Genomic DNA, 25,745 nt, shown 5'->3' on the forward strand with positions numbered 1-25,745 from the left:
TCACTCCTCGCTCGTGTTCCGGCGGACGGCGGTCGTGACGTAGACCGCGCCGAAGCGCTCCGGCTGCGTGTCGACGTCGACGGGGGCGACCGAGCAGTCGATCGGGTTGCCGCTCCGCTCCCAGACGACGCGGATCTCCGCCCGGATGAGGGTTGGCCAGCGCCGCACGCCCGTCGCGGCGTCGGTGAACTGGCTGAAGCGGACGTGCGTGCAGAACGCGGGTTGCGGCGGGTTGGGCCCCGAGTCGCCCGCGTAGATGTCGGTCCCGAACACGTCGGCGCTCGGCGCCCCGAGCCTGTCGATCAACGTGGGCGTCACCTTCGCCGGGTACGGGGCGGTCGTCATGAGGTGGAGCCAGTCGGTGTCGCTGTCGCGGTCCGGGACGCCGCCGGGGTCGTTCCACTGCAGCGCGTCGACGCGCAGCCGCTCCGCCCAGGTCATGGCGATGTTGTTGGCGATCGCGATGTTGCGCGCGTTCGTGTTGCTGATGAGCGTCGCCTTCTGCAGCGCGAGCACCCCGGTCGCGCCGATCGCGAGCACGCCGAGCGCCGCCATGACCTCGATGAGCGTGTAGCCGCGGCTCGCCGGCCGCCTCGCGCGCGCCGCGCTCACAGGCCGAGCCTCGCGACGCCGTTCGGCGGGACGAAGACCGAGCGCAGGAGGCCGGTCCGGGTGTTCGTCACGTTGACGCGGATCGCGCCGAGCAGCGGGGTGAAGCCGGCGGCGAAGTTGTAGCGGACGAAGGTCCGCCCGCGCGCCGTGAAGCAGACGTCGGCGTCGTCGCTCACGACCCCGTCGGGCGGGGTGGGATCGCGGAGCTCCACCGAGGCGAGCTCGAGGTCCGTGACGTTGAACCGCGTGACGAGCTCGGTCTCGGCCGGGTTCATCCAGTCGGCCACGCTGAGGCAGCTCTTCGAGAGCATCGAGCCCGCCGCGATGCCCTCGATGCGCGCCTGCCTCACCTCGAACTCGCGCGCCGACGCCGACCACCGCACGAGGACCGCCGTCCCGCGGCCCATCGCCTGGTGCCGCGCGAGGCGGTAGATGCCGCTGATCTCCATGGCGGTGCGGTTCACGCGGCGATCGCGCATGCCGTTGACGAAGCTCGGCGACGCCGCGGCCGCGAGGATGCCGATGAGGACGACCACCGCGAGCAGCTCCGGGAGGGTGAAGCCGCGCGCGCGGCGCCGCCCTCTCCGCGGCGCCGCGCGCCACGTCAGAGACGAGGGCCCCGGGCCGTCGGGACCACGAAGAGCAGGTCGCGAACAGGAGGAAGAACGCACCGAATGCCGGGCAAAGGCAAGTCGCATGCCCTGCCTGATTCGCGCCAAGTTGTGGAATTTCATGGGGAATCTTTCAAAGAACCGCGCGTCGGGCGCTAACGATTGCGGCGCTATGAAAAAAGGTGCAAGGCGAACGGGCCATGCGATTCCCGCCGGAAAGGTGTTCATCGAGAGTCCTGTTTGCCCACAGCGCGCCTGCCGCGCGCAGCGCGCGCGGCGTGCTCCTCGCCGGGGCGCTCGCGGCTGCGCTGGCCGTGGGCTGCAGCAAGAAGGAGGAGGAGCGCATGGGCGCGCCGCCGCCGCCGACGCCCGCCGCAAAGCCGGCGGCCTGCGCGGGCGGAGGCGGGACGATCGGCGACGCGGCCAGCGCGCCGTTCTTCCCGCGCACCATCGGCGGGTTCTGCCTCGATCCGAACGGCCCCGAGAAGACGTTCGGCGAATCGGCGCCTCTGCCGCTCGACAGCATCTGCGACATGTTCGACGGGGAGTGCGAGATCTACAAGGGATTCGGCGTGCGCCGGGTGGTCGAGGCGCGGTACGTGAACGGCGCCGGCGGCACCGCGACCGTCAACGTGTACCTCTCGAAGTTCGGGTCCACCGAGGGCGCGTACGGGATGTTCACGAAGCGCACCGTGGGGGAGGGCGACCCCGCCGACGAGGCGACGCCGCGCCAGATCGAGGGCGGCGGCGCGGCCGCGATGGGGGTCGGCAACGCGTACCTCTGGCGCGGGCAGTACCTCGCCGAGATCACGTACAACGACGAGGCGCTGGCCGAGGCGGCGCTCAAGTCGGCGAGCGAGCAGGTGCTGCCCGCCCTCGTGAAGGAGATGGGCTCGAAGCTGCCCGGCGAGCCGGCGCTCCCCCCGGCCGCGGCGGCGCTGCCGAAGGACAACATGATCCAGCTCGGCATCCGCTACGAGACGAAGGACGTGCTCGGCATCGACGGCGCTGGGCCCGGCGCGTTCGGCTACTACAAGGAGGGCGACAAGCGTTACCGGGTGCTCTCGATCGCGCGCGGCGACGTCGACCAGGCGAAGGACGTGCTGTCGACGCTGGCGAAGCTCCCGGGCGCGTCCCGGGAGAAGGGCATCGGCGACGGCGCGGTGCGCCTGATGCACAAGGAGGGCGACAGCCCCGCCACCGAGTGGATGTTCGCCCGCGCCGACAAGACGGTGTACGGCGTCGGCGACGAGGCCCGCGTGCTCCGCAGCGGCATGACGGCCGACGAGCACGCCAAGGTGACGCTGACGAAGGAAGACAAGGCGTCGCGGCTGAAGAAGCTCGTCTCCCCGCCGTCGCCCTGAGCGCCGCGGTCGCGGAACAAGGAAGCGAGGGCGGCGCGGCCGAAGACGCCTGCCGCCGCGCGGGCGCCCTCGGCGCCGCGGGCTGGCGACGTCGCGAGGCGCCCTCCGGTCGCGAAGGCGCCGCGAGGCGCCCTCCGGTCGCGAAGGCGCCGCGAGGCGCCCTCCGGTCGCGAAGGCGCCGCGAGGCGCCCTTGGGTCGCGAGGGCGCCGCGAGGCGCCCTTCGATCACTGCGTGCGGAGGATGACGTGGTAGCCGAACGGCGTCTCGACGAGGTCGCTCACCTCGCCGACCTTGATCTTCTCGAGGCCCGCCTGGAACTCCGGGACCATCGCGCCCTTCGGGAACTTGCCGAGATCGCCGCCCCGCCTGTCCGCTCCCGGCTCGTCCGAGTACTCCTTCACGATCTCCGTGAACTTGCTCGGGTCGGCCTTGGCCTTCTTCATGGCCTCGGTCGCGCGGGCCTGGGCCTCTTCCTTCGTGCGCTCGATGGTCGGGGGCGCCCGCCGGCTCCCCTTGTGCATGACGAGCAGGTGCTTCGCGCCGAACATCTCCCGGGGCGCTCGAGCTGACTGCGCCGGGCGGGGCGTCGGGGTGGGCGCGGGCGCGGGGGACGCGGCGACGGCGTGCGCGTGGTCGTCGGGCTCCGGCGCGACAGGCGCCGCGATCCGGGCGAGCGGCGTCTTGTTGAACATGCCGAAGAAGCCGAGGAGCCCGATCAGCACGAGCGCGCTGAGCACCGCGTGCGGCGCCCACCAGTACGGATCTTCCGGCTCGGTGCCGTCGTCCTCGTCGTCGTCGTCGCGGCCGTGGACCGCGGTGGCCTTCGCCTCGTCCTCCTCCCCGTCGTCGTTGTCCTCGCCGTCGAGGTCCTCGTCGTCGAGGTCCTCGTCGTCCCTGGCCCTGTCCTTCTCGGTCTTCTTGCTCATAACGCTTCCCTGATCCGGGTCTCGGGCCTTAGCACGCGGCCGCGCCGGCCGTCAGCCGATCTCCGCCCAGGCGCTCGTGAGCACCGGGTCGGGCCGCTCCTTGACCGACGTGACGATCGCGATCTTTCCGCCGTCCAGCGCGTAGCCGCGCGTGATGAGCGTGTCGCCGGGCCACACCGGCTTGCGGAACTGCGCGCCGAAGGCCCGCAGCCTGCTCGCGTCGCCGCCGGCCGCCTTCTGGATGACCGCGCGCGCGGCGAAGCCGTACGTGCAGAGCCCGTGCAGGATGGGCCCCTGGGCGAAGCCCGCCTTCGCCGCGACCTCCGGGTCGGCGTGGAGCGGGTTCTCGTCGCCCGAGAGCCGGTACAGCAGCGCCTGCTCGGGCGAGGTCGCCTGCTCGACGACCCAGTCGGGCTCGCGGTTCTTCGGCACCGGGGCCTCCGACTCGCTCTGCGGCGGGCGCGGCCCGCCGAAGCCGCCGACGCCGCGCACGATGATCGACCACACCGTGTCGAAGAGCGGCTCGCCCTCGAGCGTCGTCTTCGTCTCGACGATCACCTGCGCGAACTTCTTGAGATCGTAGATGCCCGACAGGGTGGCGGTCGTGAGCAGCGTCCCGCTCGTCGGGAGCGGGCGGTGCACGCGCAGCGTCTGCCCGCCGTGCACGATGAGCGGCAGCTCGGCCCCGGCCAGCTCCAGCGCCTCGAACACCGTGTTCTGGGTCGGGATGACGCCGAAGGTCGGGTAGACCTTCATGCCCCCGGGCACGCCCTCGTAGAGGTACTCGAGCTCGTCGCGCCGGGCGCCGATGCCGAGCGCGTAGGTGGCCAGGGTCTTCCAGGTGAAGGTGAAGGCGCTGGGCTGGGTCGTGTGGCCGACCTTCGAGAGATTCAGCGGCATCGGGAGCTCCTCGCTGGGTGGGAACGGCCGACGAGGCGTACCGACCTGGCGATGTCGCGTCAACTGCTGCGCCGAGCGCGCGCGGCGGCCGGTCGCCGTCGGCGTGGTCCGCGTGCGCCGCGCCGTCCCGTGGTCCGCGCCGCCTGCGTGGTCCGCGTCGGTTGCGGCGCGCGCGGCGTCAGAGCGCGACGCGGTAGGCGATCAGGATGCCGATGTTGAACATGTCGACGCGCTCGGAGAGGGAGGCGCGGTCGCCGGTCGGCGAGACCTTGCGTTGCTCCGGGAGGAACCAGCTCGAGTAGCGGAGGTGGCTCCCGAGGCTCCAGTTGTCGGCGAAGGTCCACTCGCCGCCGATCGCGAGCCCCGCGGCGACGCCCTCGGTGCCGATCGTCACGGACCTGGGCCCGACGTAGGCCGTGTCCGAGTAGGGCTCGCGGTCGGCGTTGACCGACCAGGAGTCGTTGACGACGACGCCGCCGAGCGTCGCGCCCGCCCACCACTCCCAGGTCTTCGTGCGGATGCCGTAGTAGCGAAACGCCCCGTCGAGCATGAAGTAGCGGCGCGAGTGATCGCGCTCGAGCTCGGGCGCGCCGCGCGCGGCCTCGGTGCTCAGCGTCGCGGCCCAGAAGATGCCCGCGCCGAAGCCGATGTCGCCCCAGCGGTAGAGGTTGTGGATGCCGAAGGAGACGCTCGTCTCGCCCTGCTCGCAGGTGTCCGGGGACAGCGACACGGGGCAGACGTCGGCGCCGGGGAGCGTCATCACGCCGCCGCTCACCTCGACCATGGTGTAGGGGAGGCCTTGCTCGCGCGCGGCGGCGGCCCGGCGGGCGGCCCTGCTCTCGTCGGCGCGGCCGGGGGCCGCGAGCAGGAGCGCGGCGACCGCCGCGCCGCACGCGGCGCCGCGCGCCGGTCGGGCTCTCTGCCGGCGCGGCGCTGACGCTCGGTCGCCCTCCCCAGCGCGGACGTTGGTGGGCGCTCGCGACGTCGGGTACCGGCCGCCTGGGTTCACCTTCGATGGATTATAGCCACGGACCGGTCGACGAGGGGAGCGGCGACAGCGGCTCCGCGGGCAGCGGGGGCGGCGACGGGGGCAAGGCCGGCGCGGGCGCGGCGGCGCTGGCCGGCGGCGCAGCGTCGTTCCCGGGCGGGGCAGCGCCCGCGGGAGGCGCCCCCGCGCGCGTGGGAGCAGGCGTCGGTGGCGCCGCCGCGCCCCGGGGAGCAGGCGTCGCCGGCGCGCCTCGGGGAGCAGGCGTCGCGCCCCTGGGGGTCGGCGCCGGCGGCTGGCCGGCGGTCGGCGGGGGGCCGGCGGTCGCGCCGCGGACCTCGGGCGGCGCGGGCCCGCGCGGCGAGGCGCGGTCGGGGGCTGCGTCCGGGGGCGCCGAGCTCTCGGGGGAGACCTGCGGGGGCGGCTCCGGGGCGGCGCCGGGGGGGCCGCTCGAGAGCTCGAGGACGAGGTGCTGGGCGGTGGTGAGCTCCGGGTGCAGCTCGACGGCGAGCTTCGCCAGCCGGATCGCGCCGGCCCTGTCGCCGGCGTACTTGCGCCCGAGGGCGTCGGTGACGATGCGCTCGGACGACTCGCGCCGGAGATCGGCGAGCCGCGGGTCCCTCGGCCACCGCGCGAGCGCCTGCGCGATGATGTCCTTCACGTTCTCGCCGGGGGGAGCGTCCCACGCGTGCCTGCCCATGCAGTCACGCGCGCGCTCGATGTGCGCCTCCAGCGAGTCGCGCGCGCCCGGTCCGCCGAAGGCGCCGAGGTGCCGCCCGCCGAGGAACACGACGATCCCCACCGCGCCGGCGCACGCGAGGAGGGCGGCGGCGCGGGCGATCACGGCGCGGCGCGGGAGCGGCCGCGCGGCGGACGCGACGCCCTGCATGGTCGACGGCGCGGGCGCCGAGTCGCGCGCGGGCTCGATGCCGAGGCCGATCGCCGTCCGCGCGGGATCGCCCGGGAAGGGGGTGGTCCAGGAAGGGGCCGCGCCGCCGGGCCCGGCGCCGCTGAAGGGGGCGGCGGCGCTGCCGGGCGCGGCGCCGCCGAACGAGGAGCGCTCCACGCCGCCCAGCGCGGAGCGCTCCACGCTGCTGGATCTCGGCGAGGAGGAGCGCTCCGCGCCGCCGCCGGAGACGCGCTCTCCGCTGCCGAAGGCGGCGTGCTCTCCGCTGCCGAAGGCGGCGTGCTCCCCGCTGCCGAAGGCGGCGCGCTCTCCGCTGCCGAAGGCGGCGTGGTGCGGGTCGCTGGGGCTCGACGAGCGCTCCGCGCCGCTGGATCTCGGCGACCAGGCGCGCTCCGCGCCGCCGGAGGAGGCGCGCTCCTCCTCGGGCCGGCGCGCCGTCAGGTTTCCGTAGCGATCGACCTCGGCGTGCGGGGGGAGCGGCCCGAGATCGCCGATGTGCGCGCTCTCCAGCGTGGGCGCTGGCATGCCGCCGATCTGGGCGGCGAGCGCCGGGGAGAGGTCGAGCGACTTTGTGCGCGACTTCGAGGCGAGCTTCATCACCGCGCTGGCGCGCAGCAGCCCGGGCTGGGCGGCGATCTCGTCGGGGTCGAGGCCGCTCGCGCGCACGGCGAGCGCGAGGTCGCGGCCGAGGGCGCGCGCGTCGGGGGCCCGCTCCGACGGCTTCTTGGCGAGGTTCTGCATGACGACCTGCGCGATGGGCGCGGGCACGTAGCTCGAGCGCGCGATGCTGCGCAGGTCCGTCGGCGGGGCGTGCGTGTGCTGGACGAGCAGCGCGACGGGCGAGTCGCCCTCGAACGGCGCGCGCCCCGCGAGGCACTGGTAGAGCATCGTCGCGATGGAGTAGACGTCCGCCGGCGGGCCGACGCGCTGCCCCTCGGCGCCCTCGGGCGAGATGTACTTGGCCGTGCCGAAGATGAGCCCGGCCTGCGTGGTCATCGCCTTGTCGGCCCAGTCGAGGCGAGCGATGCCGAAGTCGAGCACCTTCACGTAGTCCGGGTCCTCGCCGCGGCGGACGAGCATGATGTTCTCGGGCTTGAGATCCCGGTGGACGATGCCCTGCGCGTGCGCCTCGCCGACGGCGTCGCAGACCTGGAGGATGATGTGGAGCGCCCTCGGGAGCGGCAGCGCCTCGCTCTCGCCCCCCGCGCCCGCGGCGGCGAGCGCGGAGAGGAGCGAGATGCCGTCGAGGTGCTCCATGACGAGGTAGAGCTCGCCGCCGATCCGGGGGTCGGCGGTGGCCGGGACGCTCCCGGTCATGAGCACCTGGACGACGTTCGGGTGGACGAGGCGGCTCGCGATCTTGGCCTCGCGGTGGAAGCGGCTCACGAGCTCGGCGTTGGTGCTCAGCTCGCGGTGGAGGATCTTGACGGCCACGTCGCGCTCGATCCCCGCCTGGAAGGCGCGGTAGACGCGGCCCATCGAGCCGATGCCGATGAGGTGGCGGACCTGGATCTGCCCGCCGAGCGTGATGCCAACGTAGGGGTCGCCCTCGGCGGCGCCGAAGGCGGGGCTCTTGCGCGAGCTCGCGAGCGGGGTGCCGTCGCGGGGGCAATAGAGCACGCCCGCGTCGTAGCGCTCACCGCACGAGGGGCAGCTCTTCGCGGGGGACGGCTTCATCGACAGCGCTGATGCTAGCACCGCTCCCGCCATAAATTGTCGGACGGAGCGGCGTTTCGGCGCGTCGCGGCGCCGGGGCACGCTCCGGAATGGACCGACCGGCGCCTTGCGATTACGGTCGCCGCGTGAGCGGTTCCAAGGCGGGCGCGGCAAGGGCGCGCGGCGGCAAAGGGCGAGGCAGCGCGGGCGCCGCTCCTGCGCCCGCCGCCCGCGGGGCGGCCTCCCGGTCCCGCGAGGCGGCCGCGACGGCCCGCGAGGCGGCCGCGGCGGCCGCGACGGCCCGGGACGCGGCCGCGACGGCCCGGGACGCGGCCGCGCAGGCGGCGGACGCGGGGCCGCGCGAGGGCGAGTACGTCGTCTCGCTCCCCACGTTCGAGGGGCCGCTCGATCTGCTGCTGCACCTCATCCAGCAGCACGAGCTCGACATCCTCGACATCCCCGTGAGCTTCGTCACGGAGAAGTACCTCGAGTACCTGAAGATCATGCGCTCGCTGTCGATCGACCTCGCGAGCGAGTACCTCGTGATGGCGGCGACGCTGGCGCACATCAAGTCGAAGATGCTGCTGCCGAGCGTGCCCGCGGGGCAGGACGACGACGGGATGCCCGGCGAGGAGGAGGATCCGCGCGCGGAGCTCGTCCGGCGGCTGCTGGAGTACCAGAAGTACAAGGTCGCCGCGGCCGATCTGGCCGAGCGCGGAACGCTGGGCCGCGACGTGTTCACGCGCGGCATGAGCGAGAGCGAGGTGCCGAAGGGCCCGGCGCCGTTCGCGTCGACGTCGATCTTCGGCCTGCTGGACGCCTTCGAGCGGGTGCTGAAGCGGACGAACGTCCAGATCGATCACGAGGTCGTCTTCGATCGCATCAGCATCACGGATCGCATCGTGGAGCTCACGGAGAAGCTCTCGGCGCGGCGCGCGATGCGCTTCGAGGATCTGCTGCTCGACAGCGTCTCGAAGGGGGGCGTGATCCCCCGTTTCGAGGTCGTGATCACGTTCCTGGCCGTGCTCGAGATGTGCAAGCTGAGGCTCATCCGGGTCCACCAGACGGACCCGCTGGCGCCGATCCACATCCAGCTCGCGGTGGCCGACGGCGCGCCTGTGCCGGATTTCGAGCCGGACGACGGCGCGCCGGCGGCGGAGCGGAGCGAGCCGGCCGGGAGCGACGAGGCGGGAGCGCCGCCTGCGGGCGAACCGGCGCGGCCTGAGGTGGCGGGGGCCGCGGAGGCCGGCGACGAGGGGCGCGAAGAGGCTGCGGAGGCCGAGGCTGCGGAAGGCGCGGCAGAGGAGAGCGGCGAGGCGGCGGAGCCCGAGGCTGCGGAGGCCGAGGCTGCGGAAGGCGCGGCAGAGGAGAGCGGCGAGGCGGCGGAGCCCGAGGCTGCGGAGGCCGAGGCTGCGGAAGGCGCGGCAGAGGAGAGCGGCGAGGCGGCGGAGCCCGAGGCTGCGGAGGCCGAGGCTGCGGAAGGCGCGGCAGAGGAGAGCGGCGAGGCGGCGGAGCCCGAGGCTGCGGAGGCCGAGGCTGCGGAAGGCGCGGCAGAGGAGAGCGGCGAGGCGGCGGAGCCCGAGGCTGCGGAGGCCGAGGCTGCGGAAGGCGCGGCAGAGGAGAGCGGCGAGGCGGCGGAGGCCGAGGCTACGGGGGCTGCGGAAGCCGCGGTAGCGGAGAGCGACGAGCTGGCAGCTCCAGAGGTTACCCAGACTGCAGAAGCAGCGAGCAGCGAGCCAGCCGAGCTTGAGCCCTGGGAAGCTGAGGGAACCGCGGAAGGAGCGCACGGCGAGCCGGCGGAGCCCGAAGCGGCCGCGACCAGGGACGCAGAAGCCGCAGCAGAGAGCAGCGAGCCGGCGGTGCCCGAGCTGGCCGGGCCAGCCGAGGAGCCGAGCGGCGAACCGTCGCGCCCGGAGCTCGTCGAGGCGGCGGAGGAGACGGGCAGCGCGCACGACCTCGCGGACCGCGAGCCCGCGAGGGAAGCGGATGCAGGCGCCGCGCTGGAGGAGCCGAGCCGCGATGCGGTCGCGGTGAGGAGCGACCTGTCGATCCCGGAGGACGTCGCGGCGCCGTCGGCAGCGGTGGACGAGGTAGACGCAGGGAGTGGCCGTGACGGTGGCTGATGCCGCGGCGAAGCGGCGGCGCGTTTCGAAGACGACAGGGCAGAGCGCATCGGCGCGGCTGAGGGCGGCGGCGCACGCGTGGCTGGGCGGGGCGAAGCGGCCGCAGGCGGCGAAGAAGGAGCCGCGCGCCCCGAAGACACCAGGGCAGGGCGCGCCGTCGAGGGCGAGCGGACGCGGCACGCCGGCGCGGCTGAGGGCGGCGGCGCACGCGTGGCTGGGCGGGGCGAAGCGGCCGCAGGCGGCGAAGAAGGAGCCGCGCGCCCCGAAGACAACAGGGCAGGGCGCTCCGTCGAGGGCGAGCGGACGCGGCACGCCGGCGCGGCTGAGGGCGGCGGCGCACGCGCGACTGGGCGGGGCGAAGCGGCCGCAGGCGGCGAAGAGGGAGCCGCGCGCGCCGCGGGGCGCGCGGCAAGATCCGGTCGTCCGCTTCCGCGCCGTCGCGTGGGCCCAGCTCGGCGACCCGGCGCGGCGCGCCGCGACGCCTTCCCGGGGCGCGTCCGCCGCGCCCGCGCAGGTCCCGGGGCTCTCCGCGGTCGCGCGCAAGCACCTGAAGGGCGTCCTGGAGGCGCTCATCTTCGTGGCGGAGCGACCGGTGCCGGCCCGCGAGCTCGCGCGCTCGGCGAACGCGGAGCACCGCATCGTGCGAGAGCTGCTCGCAGAGCTGGTCGCGGAGTACGACGGGCGTGGGTTCCGCCTGGACGAGGTCGCGGGCGGGTACGTCTTCCGGACGAGCCCCGCGTTCGCGCCGTTCGTGCGCGAGGTGACCGAGCAGAAGCCGGTCAAGATGTCCCGCGCCCAGACGGAGACGCTCGCGATCGTGGCCTACCGGCAGCCGATCACGCGGCCCGAGATCGACGAGATCCGCGGCGTCGACTCCGGCGCCGCGCTCAAGTCGCTGCTGGAGCGCGATCTCGTGCGGATCCTGGGCAAGAAGGACGAGCCCGGTCGGCCGATGCTGTACGGCACGACGGCGCAGTTCCTCGAGTTCTTCGGTCTGAAGGCGCTCGGCGAGCTGCCCACCTTGCGCGAGTTCACCGAGCTGACCGAGGAATCACGCCGCGCCTACGAGCGCGAGCTCGGCGAAGAGCCGCCGGACACGGCGGTGGCAACATCGGAGCAGCAGAGCTTCGCCGGGGCGGAGGGAACGATCCGGACGAGCGTCGCCAGCGCAGGGGAGAAGCCACCGGAAGACGTCGGCGTGTCGCCTGCAGCGCCGCGGGAGGGAGAGGTTGCGATGGAAGCGATGGAAGACGAGGTGCGTGTGGAGATCCCGGTCCCTGAAGTGGATGCCGAGCACGGCACGCAGGAGGTCGTCGGACCCTCGAATGAGCTCGAGGCGAACGACGTGCGGCGCGCCGACGACGAGGACGAAGAGGACGACGAAGACGAGGACGACGAAGACAGCGACGAGGACGAAGAGGGCGGCGACGAGGACGAGGACGAAGAGGGCGGCGACGAGGACGAGGACGAAGAGGGCGACGAGGACGAGGACGAGGACGAAGAGGGCGGCGACGAGGACGAGGACGAAGAGGGCGACGAGGACGACGAAGACGAGGACGACGAAGACGAGGACGACGAAGACGAGGACGACGAAGACGAGGACGACGAAGACGACGAGGACGACGAAGACGAAGACGACGACTGAGCCGTCACCGCCCTCGGCCCTTCAAGCGCGTCGGCCCGCCGTTCACGCAGGTGGGGCGTCCGTCGGATCCGGATAAGCATCCGCCAGCTTCAGCGCCGCGCTCCTGAGCTCCGGGTGGGAGAGGAGCTTGCGGAGCAGCCGCCAGAGCTCGGGATCGGCGAGCAGCTGGATCGGCGAGGCGTTCGCCTGTTTCTTCTTCTTGCGAGGGATCGCCTCCGGACCCTTGCGCCGCAGCTCCTCCATCATCCCGACGAAGCGCTTCGTCGGAAAGAGGTCGCCGTGCTCCCACGCGAGCACCGTCTCTTGCTCGATGCCCAGCGCTCCGGCGAGCTCGCGGGCCGTGCAGCCAAGCTCCTGCCGGAGCTTCTTGATGTCCTCGGGGGCCATGCGAGGCGAGGGTAGCGGCCTCCGAAAAAAAAGCGACGTCGAGGCAACCGGCGGCGAGCTCCCGCCGAACTCCGCGTCATGAACCATCGTCCCCCGACTCGCCCGTTGCGCGCGCCGCGCGCCGCCCACGTCCTGCCGCTCGCGCTCGCGCCGCTCGTGGCCTCCCCCCTGTCCTGCGCGCCGGAGCTCGCGGTTCCCCCTCGCCTCGACGACGACGCGGTCACCGCGACCGCCGGCGACGCGGACGCGGTCCCCGAGCTCCAGATCGATCCCGCTGCGCCGCTGGACGCGGCGCCCCCGGTGCTGCGGCTGCGGGTGCGCCTCCCGGGCACCGCTGCCGGGCACGTCGATCCCGGCCGCGCGCTGGTCCTTCGCGGGAAGGTCGGCGCGGCGCACCTGCGCCAGATAGAGCAAGGCGAGCTGTCGAACGCGCTCGCGGAGCGCGTGGTCCCCTCGATCGCCTGGCTGAACGAGGCGCCCTCGGGAGACCTCTGGCTCACCGTGGCGCCGCTCGCCCCGCTCGCGCCCGGCGAGACGTACGCCGTGGCCAGCGGCAGCCCCGCCTTCTCGCACCACATCCAGGTCGCCACGGAGGGCTCGTCCCCCGTGCTCCCGCGGCTGTGGCCGCCGCCCGACGCCGGAGCGAGCCTCACGCTCGGCGTGTGGTGCGGCGATGCGCCGCTCCCCGATACGGCCGCCGCGGCAGCGCTCGCGCCCGGCGGACCGGCGGGCGAGCTGCGCCGAGGCGCCGTCGACGGCATTGGCGCGCGCTGCGTGCGCTTCGAAGGGGAGCCGGCGCCCGCGGCGACGGGCCAGGCGGACGGGGTGCTCCTCGTCGGCCCGCCGAGCGCCTTCGCGGGCGATCCGGCTGTCGTGGGCCTCGACCCGCGTCCGTTTACGATGGAATCGGAACCCTTCCCCGCCGTGCCGATCGTGTGCGCGCCGGACGAAGTGCCCATGGGCCCGGGCTGCGCTCAGGTCGCCGACGACAGGATCCTCGTCCGTTCGGCGGACGCACCGCTGCTCTGGGCGGTCGCGGGCGAGGGGCTCGACGAGGTGCTCGCGGCGGCGCCGGGCGAGCCGTTCGTCCTCGCGCCGCTGCCGCCCCTCACGGCGATCGAGCTCGACTTGGCCACCATCGACAACGCCGGTGTGGTGGAGAGACGGACGTTCTCAGCCATGACGCGCGCGCCCATGCCCCATGTGGTCATCAATGAGGTGCTGGCGAATCCCAGGGGCGCCGAGCCGTCCCAGGAGTGGGTCGAGCTCTACAACGATGGAGACGTCCCGGCCGACCTCACGGGGTATGTGCTCGCCGATGTGGGCGGAGAGACTGAATTGCCCTCCATTTCCTTGAACCCCGGCACTTACGCGCTGGTCGTCAACGAGGACTACATCGCTGAAGATGAGCTCGACCCTCCGGCTCCTCCCGAGGCGCTGCTGCTCCGCGTGCCAAAACTTGGCAACCATGGGCTGTCGAACTCGGGAGAACCGCTCAAATTGAAGGATGGAGGAGGTGCAGTGGTGTCCAGGTCGCCCGCTTTGCCTGAGCCGAAAGCGGGGATGAGCCTGGCTCGCATGCGGCCGCGCGCACCGGACGGTGCGGCAGGCTCTTTCGTGACCGGCTGGCCGACACCCGGTCGCGTGAACATAATGAACCAGGAGATCCCCTGAAGAATGGGGAGTCTGCCTCCGCGCGGGGCGTTCTCTCTAAGGGGCCGAGAAAATTCGAGCAAAGCGGGTGACGGACCCGTCCGTGAGAGCTAGGTTTCAATCGAGTAGACAGACGGGTGGGGGGGGCCGCCACCTGAGGAGACGCTGCCGCGCTGTGAACGCGAGCTGTGCGGCAGGTGCCTTTCGCGTGGAGTTCGGCGATGGCTGGTGTTCGTGAGAAGCTGTTGACGGCGTCGGACCTCGCAGCCCTGTGCGAGGTCGACTTGAAGACAATCCACAACTGGGTAGATCGGGGGAGGATTGCCCATTTCCGTACGCCGGGGAGACACTTGCGCTTCAAGGCGGCGGACGTGGCCGAGTTCCTCCGTGCATGGGGCTATTCGGTGCCCCGGGAGCTCGCGAAGGCGACCTCCAAGTCGATGATGGTCATCGGCACCAAGGACACGATGACCCACGTGGCGCGTTCCCTCGGGGAAGGCGTGCCCATCCGGCACGCCAGCCACCCGTATGACGCGCTGATCTACGCGGGGGCCGACCCCGCGGACGTGTACATCGTCGACGCGCGGGCGGTGTCCGGCGACGTGGACGTCACCTCCCTCTTCGAGGCGCTCCACCGGGCGAACTCGCAGGGGACGTTCGTGGCGCTGTCGGACGAGCCCATCAGCCTGCCCACGTTCGTGGGCAGGATCGGGCGCAACGATGCGCAGCAGCTCAAGGCGTCCCTGATGCCTGAGGCTGCCGCGCAGGCAGGGGCGCCCCTCCAGGCGGCAGCCGGCGCGGGCTCCGAAGAGCCCCCGCGCAGCCTGGCCGCTGGCGGGTCCTCGCGCTGAGCGAGGTCCGCGGCCGTCCACGCCCGGCAGACAGGCCCGGCGAGGGCGGCCGCGGGCAGCCGACAGGCGCTCCGCCACGCGCCGCAGCACTGCGAGCGACCCGCTGCGGACGGAGACCCCCCCTCCCGCAGCGCAACCAGGGGCCGGTTGGCAGGTCGCTCGCAGCCTCGCTGCTGAGCACGTCCCTCGATTTCTGAACGATGCGAGCTCGAGGAGCGTGGGGCTCCTCGGACGGAAGCGAGCCAGCTCCCGGCGACATCGAGGAGCGTGGGGCTCCCCGGACGGAAGCGACTCAGCTCCCGGCGATGGTCATGGCAGAGACCCGGAAGGTCGGAGACGCCGTCGCCGTCCGGAGATCCAGGTCGGCGCCGACGGCGTCGATCCGCTGCAAGAGCTCGTCGAGGTTCAGGGAGATCGTGACCTCGCTCACGGGGTGCGTGAGCTCGCCGTTCTCGATCCAGAAGCCGGATGCGCCCCGGGAGAAGTCGCCGGTCACGGCGTTGAAGCCGAAGCCCATCATCTCGGTGACGTACAGGCCGCGCGGCGTGGAGCGGACGATCTCCTCCGCCGGCGTCGAGGTGGGCTGCAGGATGAAGTTCGATGTCGACGGGCCCACACCGCCGCCCCCGCCGCGCGCCGCGCTGCCGGTCGGCGGGCGCTTGAGCTTGCGGCCGCTGTAGCTGTCGCAGAGGTAGGTCTTCAGGATGCCCTGCTCGACGACGACGTTGCGCCGCGCCGGGAGGCCCTCGCCGTCGAACGGGCGCGAGCCGGGCGCGCGCGGGATCAGCGGATCGTCGACCACCGTGATGAGATCGCTGGCGATGCGCGTCCCCTCGCGGCCGACGAGGTAGCTCGACTTGCGCCAGATCGCGCTGCCCATGATGCAGGAGCCGAGCAGGCCCAGCATCGAGCGCGCGGCGTCCGGGTCGAAGACGACGGGCGCCTCGCAGGTCGCCACCTTGCGCGCGCCGAGCTTGCGGAGCGTCCGGCGGGCTGCCTCGCGGCCGACAGCGTCCGGGGCGTCGAGGTCGGCGAGGTGGCGCCGGGCGCTGAAGTGAAAGCCGCGGCGCTTCTTGTCGCCTGTGTCGTCGGCGACCGGGGAGACGACGAGCGACGCGTATGAGCCGGCGTAGCCGCCGCGGAAGCCGCCGGACAGGACAAGGGCGAAGGCGCTCGCGGTCCGCGAGAACGTCGCGCCGTCGCTGTTCGTGATGCGGGGGTCGGCGTCGCGCGCGGCCTGCTCGCCGCGGCGCGCGATGTCGATGGCCTGCGCGGCCGTGATCTCCCCGCCGGAGGGATCGTAGAGCTCGAGCGAGGGGAAGGGGCCCTTCCCGATGAGCTCGGGATCGGCGGGGCCGGCGAACTCGTCCTCCTGGGAGATGTCGGCGAGCTCGAGCGCGTCCGCCACGAACCGATCGATGCCGCGCGGCGTGAGGTCGGAGGTCGAGGTCAGCGCGACGCGCTGCTTCTTGATGATCCGCATGCCGAGGCTCTTGTGGACGGCCTCCTCGACGAGCTCTGGCTCGCCGAGGCGCACCTTCGTGGAGAGCTCGGACCCGGAGCGGGCGATCGCCTCGGCGACGTCGGCGCCGCCCTTCCGGGCGCGCGTGACGACCTGGTCGGCCAGCTCCATCAGTTCTTCGATCTGCTGATCCACGCGGGCTCGTTCGGACATGGGGCGACAGGGTGGTGGAGCGCCGTGGCTCCGTCAACGCGGCGGGCGACCCGCAACGCGGCGGGCGACCCGCAACGCGGCGGGCGACCCGCGGCTCCCCGGCCGGGCGCGTCTCAGCCCGGCCGGTTGGACCGGCCGCCCTTGCCGAGGCCGAGCCGGCGCTCGGGGCGCGCCGAGGCGGGCCGGGGCGGATCGGCCGCCCGCGCCGGCTCGCTCGGGACGGCGCGGGCCCGCGGGGCGCGGGGGGCCTCGGCCTTCTCCCCGCCGCGATCCGAGCGCTCGCGCCGGAGGAGCGCGCTCACGGTCACCGCGAAGCCGGCGGCGAGCATCGTGTACATCCAGAGGAGCGCGTAGCCGAGCGGGCCGCCGGCGACCGGGTGGACGCCGAAGTCGCCCTCGACCTGCCGGTAGGTGCCGTCCAGCGCGAGGCGCCGCGAGAGGGCGAGGACGGCGACGAGCGCGACAGCGATCGGCCCGCCGCCGAAGACGGCCAGCGCGCGGACGGCGCCCTGCGCCGTGGGCCGGCCGCCGGCGCGCGAGGCGAACCGGTGCGCGGCGGCGAACCCGGCGGGCACGGAGGCGGCGTCGAGGAGGAGCAGGACGAGGTCGACGGCGGAGGGGATCCGGCGCGTGTCGACGAGGTACGCGAAGCTCCAGTCGGGCGCGAACACCAGGAAGTAGGCGCAGACCGGCGCGAAGACGAGGACGGCGAACAGGGAGACGAGGGCGAGCGGCCGATCGCGCGAGCCCGGCGCGAGCCGGGGCTCCGCCGCGCGCGGCGCGCCGGGGCGGTGAGGGGCTGCGGCGCTGAACCAGGCGAGCAGCGCGCCGAGAGCAAAGCCGACGAGGGGAGCGACGAAGGCGGGCACGCGGCGCGGAAAGTAGCCCCGCTGCCCCCTCCTGCGCAAAGAGCCTGGGCCGGTTCCTGACGGCCTCGGCGCTGGCGCAGGCGGCGAGGCGGAAGGTTTGCGGTGGCGGCGCTGCCGCGCTAAGCGGCTGCGCACATGGAGCCGCGCCTCGTCCGAGAGCTGCTGGAGCGCGTTCGCAACGGAGAGACAGCGATCGAGGAGGCGCTCGATGCGCTCCGCGGGCTGCCTTTCCGGGACCTGGGCGTCGCGACCGTCGACCATCACCGCGCGCTCCGGCAGGGCGTGCCCGAGGTGATCTTCGGCGAAGGGAAGACGCCCGAGCAGATCGCCCTGATCGCCCAGGAGATCTCGGGGGCCGGGCAGAACGTGCTCGTGACCCGCGTCGACGCGGCGAAGGGCGCGGCGGTCGCGTCGCTCGTGCCCGCGTTTCGCTACGTTCCCCTCGCGCGGACCGGGAGCGTCGAGGTCGCGCCGACGAGGAAGCGCGCCGCGGCGCCGGTCGCGATCGTGACGGCGGGCACGAGCGATCTCCCGGTCGCCGAGGAGGCGATCGAGACGCTGCGGGCCGTGGGGCTCGAGTCGACGCGGCTGTACGACGTCGGGGTCGCGGGGCTGCACCGCTTTCTCCATCGCGTCGAGGAGCTGCGCAAGGCGTCGGCGGTGATCGTCGTCGCCGGTATGGAGGGCGCGCTGCCGAGCGTCGTCGGCGGGCTCGTGGCGGCGCCGGTCGTCGCGGTGCCGACCGCGGTCGGCTACGGCGCGGCGCTGGGCGGCTTCACCGCGCTCTTCTCGATGCTCACGTCGTGCGCCTCCGGCGTCGCCGTGGTCAACATCGACAGCGGCTTCGGCGCGGCGATGGTGGTCCATCGCATGCTGCCGAAGGAGTGAGCGCAGGACGAGCGGCGGCGCCGCGACGGGGCGATGCCCGTGGAACGGAGCAGGCGAGACATGGGACACGGGCACGATCACGGGCACGGGGACGCGCACGAGCACGCGCACGGGCACCACCACGAGCACGCGCACGAGCACGCGCACGGGCACCACCACGAGCACGCGCACGAGCACGAGCACGGGCACCACCACGAGCACGCGCACGAGCATCCGCGGGCGCAGCTCCTCGAGGAAGGCGCGGGCGCCGGCATGGTCCTGTTCTTCGATGCGTTCAGCGGCATCGCGGGCGACATGACGATCGCCGCGCTGCTCGATCTCGGGGTGCCCCTCCTCGTCATCGAGCGCGCCGTCGCCGCGTTGCCCCTCGACGGCTTCCACCTTCACCGCGGGCACGCCCACCGGAGCGGCATCGTGGCGACGTCGTTCGACGTGCACGTCGAGGCGCCCCAGCCGGAGCGCACCTACGGATCCATCGACGCCATGCTCGCCGCGGCGCCGCTCGATCCGCCCGTCGCCGCGCTGGCGCGCCGGATCTTCCGCCGCCTCGGCGAGGCGGAGGCCGCCGTGCACCGGATCCGCCTGGAAGACGTGCACTTCCACGAGGTCGGCGCCGTCGACGCGATCGTCGACATCGTGGGCACCGCCGCGGCGATCGTGCACATCGGGGCGGAGGTCGTCGGGTCGCCGCTGCCGATGGGGCGCGGGTTCGTGAAGGCGCGGCACGGGATCCTCCCGCTGCCGCCGCCGGCCGCGGTCGCGTGCCTCCGCGGCGTCCCGACGTACGGCGTCGACATCGACGCCGAGCTGGTCACGCCCACGGGCGCGGCGATCATCGCGACCCTGGCGAGCCGGTTCGAGCGCTGGCCGACGTTCGCGCCCGACCGGATCGGCTTCGGCGCCGGCACGCGAGAGCTGCCCGACCGCCCCAACCTGCTGCGGGTCGTGCTCGGGACGCGCTCGGGCGGGGAGGAGAGCCTCGGCAGCGCGTCGCACATCCTCGTGGAGGCGAACGTCGACGATCTCACGGGCGAGGTCGCAGGGCACGCGATCGAGGCGCTGCTCGCGGCGGGCGCGCTCGACGCGTGGGCGGTGCCGATCACGATGAAGAAAGGCCGCCCCGCGCTGACGATCGCGGCGCTCGCCGCGGCCCCGCAGGCCGACGCGGTGGCGACGGCGCTGCTCCGCGAGACGACGAGCATCGGGCTCCGGAAGATCCCGGTGGCGCGCACCGAGCGCCCGCGGCGCATGGCGACGGTGAAGACCGCGTACGGCGCCATCCGCGTGAAGATCAGCGAGGGGCCGTTCGGGCCGCCGCAGATCAAGCCGGAGTTCGACGACTGCGCCGCGGCGGCGAGGACGCACGGCGTGCCGGTGCGCGAGGTCGTCTCGGCGGCGCTCGCGGCCGCGAAGGGCTGACGCCCGATCGCACGCGCCGCCCGCGCAACCGCGCGGCGCTGAGCGCGCCGGAGGCTCGGCGCCGCGCCCGGCGCGCGCTGCGCCGGACGCGCGCGACGCTCAGTCCGGGCGCTCGATCGGCAGCGCCTCGGCCTCCCACGAGAGGAAGCCGCCCTCGAGGAACGCGACCGGGACGCCCTCCTCCGCGAGCTTCGTGGCCATCTCCTTCGACCTGTCGCCGGAGCGGCAGTAGACGACCGGCGCGCCCGGGAGCATGTGGAGCTCGGCGAGCCGACCCTCGATCTCCTCCAGCGGGATGTGCACGGCGCTGGGGATGTGGGCGCGGCCGTATGCGTTGGCTTCGCGCGTGTCGACGGGGACCACCTGGCCCTGCTGGATGAGCTGCGCCAGCTCGACCGCCCGGATCGCACCCTCGGCGCGGGGGAGGAACGGCTCGAGCATCTCGCGGAACTGCTTGCGGTTGAGGACGCCCTGCTCGGCGGCCACCGGGCGGCCCCGGTGAAAGACCATGAACGTCGGGACCGCCTGGATGCGCAGGGTGGTGGCGATGCGCTTCGACCGGTCGATGTCGACCTTGACCACCTTGGCCTTGCCTTCGAGCTCGCGCGCGATGGCTTCGACCTCGGGCGCGACCGTTTTGCACGGCCCGCACCAGGCGGCGGTGAAATCGATGAGCACGGGCAACTCGCTGCGGAGCACCTCGCGCTCGAACTCCTGCTCGCTGATCTCGGGAACGGCCATGGCGGCCGAATTCATAGCGGGCCTTCCCATCGAGATCGAGTGGCGCGAGGCCCCCGCCGTCCAGATCGCCGCGACAAGGCCGGTTCCGGCGCGATTCCGGCACCTTTCCGGGCAATCTGGGGCAATTCCGGGGGGATGGGTCCAAAGCAGACCGCGCCACCCGCGCCACCCGCGCCACCCGCGCCACCCGCGCCACCCGGCACCCGCGCCACCCGGCCCGCCGGCGCCGGCGGCGCGTCCCGCGGCCGGCCAGGGCGCCTCGTCCCGCGCGGCGTCAGCGCGGCGTCAGCGCGGCGTCCGTGCGCGCACCGTGCGCGCGTCGACGGCGTCGCGAAGCGCGTCGGCGATGAGGTACGAGCCGCCGACCGTCGCCAGGAGCAGGAGCCCGGGGAACACGAGCAGCCGGATCTCGCTCGGGTGCCGCGCCGCCTGCCCCAGCGTCTCGCCCCACGACGCCACGCGCGTGGGCGCGCCCATCCCGAGGAACGAGATCGCCGCCTCGAGCAGGACCACGGACGCCACGCCGAGGACAGAGCTCACGGTCGCCGGGCCGAGCGCGTTCGGGAGGATGTGGCGGTAGAAGACGCGCAGCCGGGTGCTGCCGAGCGCGCGCGCGGCCATCACGTACTCCTCGCTGGACGCGCGCAGCACCTCGGCGCGCACGAGGCGCGCGATCTCCGCCCAGCGGACGAAGGCGACCGCGAGCACGAGCGACAGCGCCGACGGCTCGCGCTCGATCGCGCGCACGATCGCCACGACGAGGATCGCCGGGAAGGTGTCGACCGTCTCGACGAGGCGGACGAGGCCGTCGTTCCAGAAGCCGCGCAGCGTGCCCGCGAGCCCGCCGAGCACGACGCCGAGGAACATGCCGACGAGCACCGCGCTCAGCGACAGGCCGAGCGCGGTGCGCGCGCCGTAGATCAGCCGCGCGGCGAGGTCGCGGCTCTCGAAGTCCGTGCCGAGCGGGTGCTCCGCCGTGGGCGACGCGTTCGGGCCGGCGTCGGTGCGCTGCTCCGGGCCGTAGCGGATGGGCGGCCAGATCGCGAAGCCGCCGTCGAAGCGCGCCCGCAGCTCGGCCTCGGTGAGCGAATCGAGCGTCCCGGCCTCGGTGATCGCCGGGAGGATCTCGACGCCGTCCGGCCCGAAGCGGGCGATCGGCGCGGGGGCGGCGATCAGCTCGGCGAAGATCGCGAGCAGCGCGAGCACGCCGAGCAGGACGGTGCCGGCCGCGACGCGCTTGCTGCCGACCATCCGGCGGAGGAACGCCGCGGCGTGCGTCACGCCTCGCCCCTCCGGGACAGCACCGCCGGGCCGAGCCGCGGGTCGATGAGCACGTAGGCGAGATCGGTCGCGATCACGCCGAGCGCGGCGATGCCGGCGGCGCCGATCGAGATCGCCATGAGCCAGCTCACGTCGCGCGCCTGCACGGCGAGCAGGGTGAGCTCGCCGAGCCCGTGCAGCTCGAAGACGCGCTCCACGACGAACGCGCCGCCGAGCGCCATCGGCGGCTCCAGGACGGCGAGCGTCACGACCGGGAGCACGGCGTTGCGCAGCCCGTGGACGGCGATGGCGCGCGCGGTGCCGGCGCCGCGCGCCCGCGCGGCCCGGATGAAGTCCTGCGTGAGGACCGCGACGAGCGCGGCGCGCTGCTGGCGCGTCGGCGCGGCGATGAGCGACAGCGCGATGAGGCACGTCGGCAGGAGCAGCGACCGCGCGCCGCCCGAGAGGAGCGCGGCGGCCACGGCGACGACGGCGGTCGGCAGGACGGCGAGCGTGAGCACGGCGGCCGCGATCGCCGAGTCGCTTCGCCGGCCGCGCGAGGCGGCGCTCAGCGCGCCGAGCGGGACGGCCACCGCGTAGGCGAGCGCGATCGCGCCGAACACGAGCGCGAGCGTGACAGGCGCGCGCCGCGCGAGCTCGTCGAGCACCGGCTCGCCCGTCGCCGCGACGCCGAGGCGGTGGGTGACCGCGCCGAGCGCCCACTTGCCGTAGCGGGTCTCGAGCACCGTCGCGGCGAGCCGCGTCGGGCCGGAGAACACCTCGAAGTCGCTTCGGTACACGTTCCAGAACGACTTCCACCGCGTGACGCACGCGCGGGCCTCCGCGAGGTCCTCGCCCGGGGCGATGCGGTCGTCGATCTCGGTGATGTGGGCGGCGACGTCGACGAGGGCGCGCGCCTGCTCGAGCGTCGCCGCGTCGCGCGGCGGCTGGAGCGCGGCGATGACCGGCTGCAGGGCGAACGTGTCGAGCTCGAGCAGCTCGGCGGCGCGCGACGCGGAGCCGTAGCGGACGAGGCGCCGCACCGCGCTCCGGACCGACGCGGGCCGGAACTCGACGCCGCGGTCGTCCCAGAAGCGCGTCCAGAAGGCGACCGCGTGCGCCGGGTCCGCGGCCTCCTCGGCCCGCGGCAGGCCCATCCGCGCGGCGACGGGCGCGAGCGCGAGCGCGACGCGCGTGCGCGGCTCGGGCGCGAGCGCGTCGAGCGGCAGGATGTGCGGCAGCGCGGCGCCGCCGAGGCGCCGCAGCTCGTCGGCCGCGGCGGCGGCGCCCTCGCCGCCCGCCGCGATGACCTGCGTGGCCTCGAGGGCGCGCAGGCGCACGTCGCGCGGCGCCAGGTTGATGAAGCGCGGCAGGTCGAGGAAGCGCTCGCGGCGGAGCCGCGCGAGCTCCGCGCTGGAGAGCGAGCTCGCGAGGAGCGGGTCGTCCGTGGGATCGGGCACGAACGAGAGGACGAAGAAGGTGAGCAGCGAGACGCCGACGAGGGTGGGCAGCGTCCAGAGGAGCCGGCGGAGCGCGTGGCGGAGCATCTCTAGACTCGCGCGGGGTCAGCGCAGGATGGCGTCGAGCAGGTCGATGCGCATCCCGAACTTGTAGGGGGAGGCCTTCACCACCTCCGTCTTCTGGCCGGAGATCGTCTCGTCGTTGCCCTCGAGGTACCCGCCGGCGTTGATGCCGATGACCTTGCCCTGGCCGTTGAAGATGGGGCTGCCGTTCATGCCGCTCGTGCTGCGGGCGTCGTGCTGGATCAGCCAGGCGTCGGCGAAGGGCGCGGGCCGGCCGTTGGCGCCGGTGATCCGGCCGATGTTGGCGGCCAGGAAGGTGGCGACGGGGTTCGCGGCGTCGGTGAGGCGCTCGGGGAAGCCGATCAGGTAGACGTCGTCGCCCGCGCCGGCGGCGGCGAGCTCCTCGCGCGTCGCGAGCTCCAGCACGGCGGCGGCGCGCCCGGAGATCGACACGACGCCGATGTCCGGGGTGAGCTGGTCCGCGCTGTCGCGGTACTGAGGGTGCGTCCGCATGCTGGTCACGGCGAAGCTTACCTGGCCCCGGCCCTCGTTCTCGAGCGCCACGATCGAGCCGCCGCGGCGCTTCGCCGCTGCGATGCAGTGCGCGTTCGTCGCGAGGACCGAGGGCCGCACCGCGAACGCCGTGCAGAACCCCTCGCGCCCGGCGGCGAGCATGAAGATGCCCTTGCGGGAACGGTCGTGGAGGTTGCGCCCGAAGTTGGCGTTCGAGGGGTGGAGCGTCCCGAGGCGCCGCTCGATCTCCTTGCGCCGCGGGTCCTCCGGCGCGAGGCGCGCGAGCTCGGCGCGGAGCTGGGCGATCTCGTCGTGGGAGGAGCGGTTGTAGACGATGAGCCCCGCGAGGCTCGCGAGCGCGACGACGAGGAGCAGGGCGAGGATGTACGTCGTGCGGCGCTGGCCCGCCGTCGCGGCGTGCACCTCCTTGTGGAGCATGGCGTTGATCTCGACCGTGCCGCGGGGCTTCGAGCGCCCCGTGGCCGCCGAGACGGCCGAGGAGATCATCATGGCGATCGTCCGCTCGCCGACCCGCCGCGCGCCGGCCGGCGGCGCGGCCGGCACGTGCCCGGGGTGGACGGCGCTGTGCGCGGCGTGCGCGGGGTGGCCCGTGGGCGCCGGGTACGCCGCGTGCGCGGGGTGGCCCGCAGGCGCCGGGTACGCCGCGGGCGTGGGGGGGCCCGCTGGCGCGGGGTAGCCCGCAGGCGCCGGGTATGCCGCGGGAGCGGGGTAGCCTGCCGGCGTCGGGTATGCCGCGGGCGGCGCAGGATAGGCCGGGGCGGGCGCGGGGGGCGCCGGCGCAGCCTGCGCCTGGGCTGGGCCCGGCGCGCGTCGCGGGGCCAGCTCGATCCGCACCCGCGGCCCCTTCGCGCCGAACGTGATCTCGTCGCCCGAGGCGATCGGGTGCCGCTTGATCCGCTGCCCGCCGGCGTAGGTCCCGTTGCGGCTGTCGAGGTCGTAGAGCACCCAGCCCGCCGCCTCGAGGCGCGCCTCGGCGTGGTGGCTGCTCGCGTCGCGATCGTGGTTCGGATCGAACACGACGTCGTTGTCCGGAGCGCGACCGAAGCGCACGACGCGCCTGTCATGGAGCTCGACGGACCCGGCGTTGCGCCCGAACGTGTGCACGACGCGCAGCATCACGGCGCGGGCACCCCCTGCAGCAGATCGACGCGCATGCCGATCCGGAACGGCGAGCTCTGCGTCACCTTCGTCTTGCGCCCGTCGATCGTCACGTCGTTCTCGTCGTCGATGTGCGCCGCGTGGATGCCGATCACGTGCCCGTACTGGTTGAAGATGGGGCTGCCGCTGTTGCCCCCGCGCGTCACCGCGTCGTGCTGGATGAGCACCGCGCGGTCCGGCGTCGTCGCCTCCCCGTCGAGGCCCGTCACCCGCCCGATGCGGCCCTCCAGGAACGTCGCCGAGGGGCTCAGCGGATCCATCAGGCGGCCGGGGAAGCCGAGGACGTAGGCGTCGTCGCCCGGCCCGATGGCGCGCAGCTCAGCGTCGTTCGCGAGCGTCACCGTGCGCGGCGCCTTGCCGTCGATGCGCAGCAGGGCGACGTCCGGCGAGCCGGCGCCGCCCTGGCCGGACCTGTACGCCGGGTGGGCCGACATCGCGACGATGCGGAAGCGCGTCTTCCCCATCGAGTCGTTCTGCGTGGCGATCGGGGTGCCGCCGCGCGCGCGGCAGTCGCGGACGCAGTGGGCGTTCGTGGCGAGCAGGTCGGCCGCGACGGCGAACGCCGAGCAGCAGCCGCCGATGCGGTTGTCGACCATGTAGCCCATCACGTAGAGCGCGAGCCGGTTCTGCTCGAAGATCTCGCGGCCCGAGAGCACCCGCTCCGGGATCGCGCCGGTCGGGCGCGCCGCGGGGGCGCGCCCGAGGCCGACCTCGGCCGCCAGCGCGTCCGCCGCGCGGCGCGACCGGTACGCGACGACGCCCGCCACCGCGACGGCGACGAGCGCCGCGGCGACGCCGAGCCCGAGGAGCAGGTTGTGGCGCGCCACCCTGCGGCGCGCCTCGTCCGCCTTGGCGCGCACGAGCGCGACCGCCTTGTCCTCGCGCTGCACCGCCTGCAGCACCGCGTCCCGGACGATGCGCTGCGCGGTCTCGACATCGACGCGGCCGTCCGCGTCGGGGCGGCGCGGCGGCCCTTGCGGCTCGACGGCCGGGGTCTGCCGGGCACGCTTGTCGTTGCTGCGCAGCATGGCGAGAAAAGGCGCGCGCGTGCGCCGGC

The 25,745-nt window shown here is 74.0% G+C and carries 21 protein-coding genes; 7 read left to right on the forward strand and 14 right to left on the reverse strand.

What is annotated here, in order from left to right:
* Entirely contained in the window at positions 1-612 is a 612-nt protein-coding gene (locus WMF24_RS10360) for a type IV pilus modification PilV family protein (RefSeq protein ID WP_437736218.1), read from the reverse strand.
* Complete coding sequence (locus tag WMF24_RS10365) at positions 609-1,451, reverse strand: pilus assembly FimT family protein (RefSeq protein ID WP_437736219.1); 843 nt, start codon at positions 1,449-1,451, stop codon at positions 609-611. Before WMF24_RS10365 ends, WMF24_RS10360 begins: the two co-directional genes overlap by 4 nt.
* A 50-nt stretch (positions 1,452-1,501) precedes the next feature.
* Here WMF24_RS10365 and WMF24_RS10370 point away from each other — a divergent pair, with 50 nt between their 5' ends.
* Positions 1,502-2,587, forward strand: coding sequence for a DUF6599 family protein (locus tag WMF24_RS10370; protein WP_437736220.1), 1,086 nt, complete (start codon positions 1,502-1,504; stop codon positions 2,585-2,587).
* Between the two features lie 225 nt (positions 2,588-2,812).
* On the opposite strand, the gene WMF24_RS10375 is transcribed toward WMF24_RS10370, so the two are convergent.
* The 4 genes from WMF24_RS10375 to WMF24_RS10390 all read right to left on the reverse strand — a co-directional run bounded on the left by WMF24_RS10375 (position 2,813) and on the right by WMF24_RS10390 (position 7,983).
* The gene (locus tag WMF24_RS10375) at positions 2,813-3,514 is read right to left on the reverse strand and encodes a peptidylprolyl isomerase (RefSeq protein WP_437736221.1); all 702 of its coding nucleotides are present in this window, start codon (positions 3,512-3,514) and stop codon (positions 2,813-2,815) included.
* A 51-nt stretch (positions 3,515-3,565) separates the two neighbouring features.
* Positions 3,566-4,414 carry a MaoC/PaaZ C-terminal domain-containing protein gene (locus WMF24_RS10380; RefSeq protein WP_437736222.1) on the reverse strand — a complete coding sequence of 283 codons (849 nt, stop codon included), beginning with the start codon at positions 4,412-4,414 and terminating at the stop codon, positions 3,566-3,568.
* A 178-nt stretch (positions 4,415-4,592) separates the two neighbouring features.
* A complete protein-coding gene (locus tag WMF24_RS10385; RefSeq protein WP_437736223.1) occupies positions 4,593-5,423 on the reverse strand; it encodes a hypothetical protein in 831 nt (276 codons plus the stop codon).
* 10 nt (positions 5,424-5,433) lie between these two features.
* Positions 5,434-7,983 carry a protein kinase domain-containing protein gene (locus WMF24_RS10390; RefSeq protein ID WP_437736224.1) on the reverse strand — a complete coding sequence of 850 codons (2,550 nt, stop codon included), beginning with the start codon at positions 7,981-7,983 and terminating at the stop codon, positions 5,434-5,436.
* A 125-nt stretch (positions 7,984-8,108) separates the two neighbouring features.
* Between WMF24_RS10390 and WMF24_RS10395 the strand changes: the two genes are divergently transcribed.
* Positions 8,109-10,085 (forward strand): segregation/condensation protein A, encoded by a 1,977-nt coding sequence (locus tag WMF24_RS10395; protein WP_437736225.1) that lies wholly within the window; start codon positions 8,109-8,111, stop codon positions 10,083-10,085.
* Positions 10,072-11,730, forward strand: a complete 1,659-nt coding sequence (gene scpB, locus WMF24_RS10400) for an SMC-Scp complex subunit ScpB (protein ID WP_437736226.1) — start codon at positions 10,072-10,074, stop codon at positions 11,728-11,730. Before WMF24_RS10395 ends, scpB begins: the two co-directional genes overlap by 14 nt.
* Before the next feature lie 42 nt (positions 11,731-11,772).
* On the opposite strand, the gene WMF24_RS10405 is transcribed toward scpB, so the two are convergent.
* Positions 11,773-12,117 carry a helix-turn-helix domain-containing protein gene (locus WMF24_RS10405; RefSeq protein ID WP_437736227.1) on the reverse strand — a complete coding sequence of 115 codons (345 nt, stop codon included), beginning with the start codon at positions 12,115-12,117 and terminating at the stop codon, positions 11,773-11,775.
* Between the two features lie 78 nt (positions 12,118-12,195).
* Here WMF24_RS10405 and WMF24_RS10410 point away from each other — a divergent pair, with 78 nt between their 5' ends.
* Together WMF24_RS10410 and WMF24_RS10415 are read left to right on the forward strand one after the other, a co-directional pair.
* Positions 12,196-13,791, forward strand: coding sequence for a lamin tail domain-containing protein (locus tag WMF24_RS10410; RefSeq protein WP_437736228.1), 1,596 nt, complete (start codon positions 12,196-12,198; stop codon positions 13,789-13,791).
* A gap of 200 nt (positions 13,792-13,991) precedes the next feature.
* Complete coding sequence (locus WMF24_RS10415) at positions 13,992-14,621, forward strand: helix-turn-helix domain-containing protein (protein WP_437736229.1); 630 nt, start codon at positions 13,992-13,994, stop codon at positions 14,619-14,621.
* Between the two features lie 292 nt (positions 14,622-14,913).
* Here WMF24_RS10415 and WMF24_RS10420 read toward each other — a convergent pair whose 3' ends face one another.
* Both WMF24_RS10420 and WMF24_RS10425 read right to left on the reverse strand, forming a co-directional pair.
* Positions 14,914-16,278 (reverse strand): TldD/PmbA family protein, encoded by a 1,365-nt coding sequence (locus tag WMF24_RS10420; RefSeq protein ID WP_437736230.1) that lies wholly within the window; start codon positions 16,276-16,278, stop codon positions 14,914-14,916.
* 131 nt (positions 16,279-16,409) lie between these two features.
* The gene (locus tag WMF24_RS10425; protein ID WP_437736231.1) at positions 16,410-17,165 is read right to left on the reverse strand and encodes a hypothetical protein; all 756 of its coding nucleotides are present in this window, start codon (positions 17,163-17,165) and stop codon (positions 16,410-16,412) included.
* Between the two features lie 135 nt (positions 17,166-17,300).
* Here WMF24_RS10425 and larB point away from each other — a divergent pair, with 135 nt between their 5' ends.
* The gene (gene larB, locus WMF24_RS10430; RefSeq protein ID WP_437736232.1) at positions 17,301-18,053 is read left to right on the forward strand and encodes a nickel pincer cofactor biosynthesis protein LarB; all 753 of its coding nucleotides are present in this window, start codon (positions 17,301-17,303) and stop codon (positions 18,051-18,053) included.
* Between the two features lie 60 nt (positions 18,054-18,113).
* Positions 18,114-19,472 (forward strand): nickel pincer cofactor biosynthesis protein LarC, encoded by a 1,359-nt coding sequence (larC, locus tag WMF24_RS10435; protein ID WP_437736233.1) that lies wholly within the window; start codon positions 18,114-18,116, stop codon positions 19,470-19,472.
* 99 nt (positions 19,473-19,571) lie between these two features.
* Here larC and trxA read toward each other — a convergent pair whose 3' ends face one another.
* The 5 genes from trxA to WMF24_RS10460 form a co-directional block, all read right to left on the reverse strand.
* Entirely contained in the window at positions 19,572-20,213 is a 642-nt protein-coding gene (gene trxA, locus WMF24_RS10440) for a thioredoxin (RefSeq protein ID WP_437736234.1), read from the reverse strand.
* A gap of 285 nt (positions 20,214-20,498) precedes the next feature.
* Positions 20,499-21,494, reverse strand: coding sequence for an ABC transporter permease (locus tag WMF24_RS10445; protein WP_437736235.1), 996 nt, complete (start codon positions 21,492-21,494; stop codon positions 20,499-20,501).
* Positions 21,491-23,020: an ABC transporter permease gene (locus WMF24_RS10450; RefSeq protein ID WP_437736236.1), complete on the reverse strand. Its 1,530-nt coding sequence runs from the start codon at positions 23,018-23,020 to the stop codon at positions 21,491-21,493. Before WMF24_RS10450 ends, WMF24_RS10445 begins: the two co-directional genes overlap by 4 nt.
* Positions 23,021-23,038: 18 nt before the next feature.
* Entirely contained in the window at positions 23,039-24,646 is a 1,608-nt protein-coding gene (locus WMF24_RS10455; RefSeq protein WP_437738789.1) for a trypsin-like peptidase domain-containing protein, read from the reverse strand.
* Positions 24,646-25,716: a S1 family peptidase gene (locus WMF24_RS10460; protein WP_437736237.1), complete on the reverse strand. Its 1,071-nt coding sequence runs from the start codon at positions 25,714-25,716 to the stop codon at positions 24,646-24,648. Before WMF24_RS10460 ends, WMF24_RS10455 begins: the two co-directional genes overlap by 1 nt.
* Between the last annotated feature and the right edge of the window lie 29 nt (positions 25,717-25,745).

It is taken from the genome of Sorangium sp. So ce1335, assembly GCF_051521615.1.
Classification (GTDB): Bacteria; Myxococcota_A; Polyangia; order Polyangiales; family Polyangiaceae; genus Sorangium.